1 protein-coding gene is annotated in these 4,568 nt (G+C 67.0%); it reads left to right on the top strand.

Going from position 1 to position 4,568, the window contains the following annotated elements; all coding sequences use genetic code 11:
* Nucleotides 1-4,568: non-ribosomal peptide synthetase (locus A5791_RS15270; RefSeq protein ID WP_156661347.1), on the top strand; the 4,568-nt coding region annotated here is incomplete at both ends.

Here is a 4,568-nt window from a genome sequence, read left to right as displayed (position 1 = left end):
GTGGGCAACGGCAGCGCACCGGTCGGTATCGACGTCGAGGGCCACGGGCGCCATGAGGAGTTGAGCGCGCAGGTGGATCTATCGCGCACGGTGGGCTGGTTCACCACCAAATACCCGGTGGCCTTGAATATCGGAGGGCTGCGCTGGGCCCAGGTGCTCGCCGGTGAGGCCGACTTGGGACGGGTGATCAAGAACGTCAAAGAGCAGTTGCGCGCGCTGCCGCATCCGCTGAGCTATGGGGTGCTGCGCTACCTGAATCCCGAGGTGGATTTGGGTGACTCGGATCCGGTGATCGGGTTCAACTACCTGGGGCGCCTGGGCGTGGGCGCCGGTGATGGGCTTGGTGAGCTGTGGCGCATCGATCAGCGCGGCGTGTCGGTTCTGGGGGTGGCCGCGGCGGTACCGATGCCGCTGGGGCACACCGTGGAACTGAACGCCGCCACCGTCGACACCGATACCGGGCCCCGGCTGCACGCCAACTGGATCTGGGCGCCCTCGGTGCTCGACGACGCGGCGGCCAGCGAGCTGAGCCGCTTGTGGGTGCAAGCGCTGACCGGGATCTGCGCGCATGTGCGCGCCGGTGGGGGCGGGCTGACACCGTCGGATATTGCGCCGGCCCGGTTGACCCAGCCCCAAATCGATGACCTGTGCCAGCACCACCGGGTCGCCGATATTTTGCCGTTGACCCCGCTTCAGCAGGGGTTGCTCTTTCACGCCAGCACCGCACACGGCACCGACCCCGATGTGTATGCGATGCAGCTGGATATCACCGTCGCCGGTGCCCTCGACACCCACCGGCTACACCGGGCGATACACACCGTGATCACCCGCCACCCCCACCTGGCGGCCCGGTTCTGCGCTCAGTTCGACCCGCCGGTGCAAATCATCCCGGCCGACCCGGTGGCGGGATGGCAGTACGTCGAACTCAACAGCGATGTCGATGAGCAGATCGGGCAACTGTGTGCCGCCGAGCGCGCCGCGGTCGGCGATATCGCTCACCCGCCGGCGTTTCGGGCGGCGTTGATCCGCACGGCCGAGCATTGCCACCGGTGCGTGCTGACCTTCCACCACATCGTGATCGACGGCTGGTCGCTGCCGATCCTGCTCGGTGAAATTTTCGCCAGCTATTACCACCAGCGCCTGCCTGCGCCGGCGCCGTACCGCCGGTTTGTCAGCTGGCTGGCCGAACGCGACCTGGATGCCGCGCGCACGGCCTGGGCCCAAGTGCTGGCCGGCTTTGACACCCCCACCCTGGTAGGACCGGCCGGCCGGTTAGGGACAGCGCAGCGAAGCATCACGTCCTATCGGCTGCCAGAACACGCCACCCAGGCCCTCAGCGAGCTCGCTCGCGCCCATCACACGACCGTCAACACGGTGCTGCAAGCCGCCTTTGCGCAGCTGCTGATGTGGTTGACCGGCCAACACGACGTCGCCTTCGGCACCACGGTCTCCGGACGACCCGCCGAGGTACCCGGCGCGGAGTCGATGGTGGGCCTGTTCATCAATACGGTGCCGGTCCGCGCACACCTCACCGCAACAACGACCACCGCCGACCTGCTCGACCAGCTGCAACACGCCCACACCCAGACCCTGGAGCATGAGCACCTGGCGCTCAGCGACATTCACCGGATCACCGGCCACGACCAACTCTTCGACACCTTGTTGGTGTTCGAAAACTACCCGGTCGACACGGCCGCCTTATCGGGCGCCGACGAATTAACGATCACCGACGTAACCGGCCGCGAGGCAACCCACTACCGGCTCACGGTCCAAGCCCAGCCCGGCGCCGAACTTGGTCTTCGCGTCGAATACGACACCGAGGTGTTCGACACCGCCACCATCGACGCACTCGTCGCCCAGTTGCAGCGGGTGGGGGCGGCGATGACCACCGACCCCACCCGGCCCCTGTCCTCGATCGATCTGCTCGATGAACCCGAGCATGCCCGCCTCAGTGACTGGGGCAACCAAGCGGTACTCACCCAGGCCGCACCCATGGCGGTGTCGATTCCTGTCTTGTTCGCGGCGCAGGTGGCCCGCTCACCGGAGGCGGTGGCGCTGACCTGCGGGCCGCGTTCGTGGACCTACCGCGAGCTGGATGAGGCCGCCACCCAGCTAGCTCACCTGCTCGCCGCCCAGGGGGCGGGCCCGGGTCAGTGTGTGGCGCTGCTGGTGCCTCGATCCGCCGAAGCGGTCCTAGCGATTTTGGCGGTACTCAAAGCCGGGGCGGCCTATCTACCGATCGACCCGGCAATGCCGGCGGCGCGAATCGAGTTCATGATCGACGACGCCGCGCCGATCGCCGTCATCACCACCGCGGAAATGCGCTCCCGGCTGGTGGACCATGAGGTGCTGGTCGTCGATGTCAATGACCCGGCGGTACAGGCTCAGCCCAGCACCGCGTTGCCGGCGCCGGCCCCCGATGACATCGCATACCTGATTTACACCTCGGGCACCACCGGAGTCCCTAAAGGCGTTGCCGTCACCCACCACAACGTCACTCAGCTGATGGAGGCCCTGGACGCGGGCCTTGCACCGCCCGGTCCGGCAAAGGTGTCTACCCAGTGGCATTCCTACGCCTTCGACGCCTCGGTCCGGGAGATCTGGGGGGCCCTGCTACATGGTGGTCGGCTTGTGGTGGTGTCCGAAGAGGTGGCCCATTCACCGGAAGACTTTCACGCCTTGCTGGTCGGTGAAAACGTCAGCGTCTTGAGCCAGACCCCATCGGCGGCGGCTGCGTTGTCACCCCAAAATTTGAGGTCGGTGGCCTTGGTGGTGGGTGGTGAGCCCTGTCCACCCGAGCTGGTGGAGCGGTGGGCGCCCGGACGGGTGATGATCAACGCCTATGGCCCCACCGAGACCACGGTGGATGTGTCGATCAGTGCGCCGCTGACGCCGGGGCCGGGGGCGCCGATCGGCTCGCCGGTGGCGGGGGCGGCGTTGTTCGTGCTCGACGGGTGGTTGCGGGCGGTGCCGGCGGGGATGGTCGGTGAGCTGTATGTGGCTGGTCGCGGCGTGGGCGTCGGGTATGTGGGTCGGACGGGATTGACCGGGTCGCGGTTTGTGGCGTGTCCGTTCGGCGGTGCGGGGACCCGCATGTATCGGACCGGGGATTTGGTGCGTTGGGGTACTGATGGGCAGCTGCAGTATCTGGGGCGCGCGGACGAGCAGGTCAAGATCCGCGGCTATCGCATCGAACTCGGGGAAATCCAAACCGTCCTAGCGAGTTTGGCCGGGGTGACGCAGGCGGTGGTGATCGCCCGCGAGGACCGCCCCGGCGACATACGCCTGGTCGGCTATGTCACCGGGACGGCGGATCCCGTTGAGTTGCGTGCTGCGGTGGCCGAGCGGCTGCCGGCATACATGGTCCCCGCGGCGGTGGTGTCAGTTGAGGCGTTGCCGTTGACCCCCAACGGCAAGCTCGACGCGCGGGCCCTGCCGGCCCCGGAGTACACCGCAGGTGGGTATCGGGCCCCGGACGGCCTCATTGAGGAGATCTTGGTCGGCATCTACTGCGACGTGCTCGGACTGGAGCGGGTCGGCGTCGATGACCCGTTCTTCGACCTCGGCGGCGACAGCATCTCGGCGATGCGCCTGATCGCCGCGATCAATGCCGCACTGGACGCCGATCTGTCGGTGCGCACCGTGTTCGAGGCGCCCACGGTGGCCCAGTTGGCGTGTCGTATCGGTGTTGGTTCGCGTCGGCCTGAGCCGTTGGTGGCGGTGGCCCGGCCGCCCGTGGTGCCGTTGTCGTTTGCCCAGCAGCGGTTGTGGTTTATCGACCAGTTGCAGGGGCCCTCACCGGTGTACAACATGGCCACCGCGCTGCGGCTGCGCGGAAGACTCGATTCCGACGCGTTGGGTGCGGCGCTCGGTGATGTGGTGGGCCGCCATGAGAGCCTGCGCACGCTGTTCGTGGCGCCCGACGGGATAGCCCAGCAGGTGGTTGTGCCTGCCTCGGCGGCTCGTTTGGGTTGGGAGGTGGTAGATGCCGGCGGCTGGTCGGCAACCCATCTGGATGAGGCCATCGGCGCGGTAGCGCGGCACGGTTTTGACTTGGCTTCTGAGATCCCGTTGCGGGCAACACTTTTCCGTCTTGGTGACGAGGACCATGTGTTGGTCGCCGTGGTGCACCATATCGCCGCCGATGGCTGGTCTATCGCTCCGCTGGTGGCTGACTTGGGGGTGGCCTATGCCAGCCGCCGTGCCGGACGGGCTCATGATTGGGCGCCGTTGCCGGTGCAGTATGTGGATTACACGCTGTGGCAGCGCGCACTGCTGGGTGATCTGGCCGATGCCGAGAGCCCTATTGCCGCGCAGCTGGGCTATTGGGAGCAGTCGCTGGCGGGGTTGCCTGAGCGGTTGCAGCTGCCCACCGATCGGCCGTATCCGTTGGTGGCTGATCAGCGTGGGGCCAGGATAGATGTGCATTGGCCAGCTGAGCTGCAGCAGCATGTGACACGGGTGGCCCGGGAGCACAACGCGACCAGTTTCATGGTGATTCAGGCCGCGTTGGCGGTTTTGTTGGCCAAGCTCAGCGGCAGTGCCGATGTGGCGGTGGGGTTCCCGAT

The organism is Mycobacterium sp. 852002-51163_SCH5372311 (assembly GCF_001667115.1).
Lineage (GTDB): Bacteria > Actinomycetota > Actinomycetes > Mycobacteriales > Mycobacteriaceae > Mycobacterium.
This window is presented reverse-complemented; position numbering and strand designations above follow the sequence as displayed.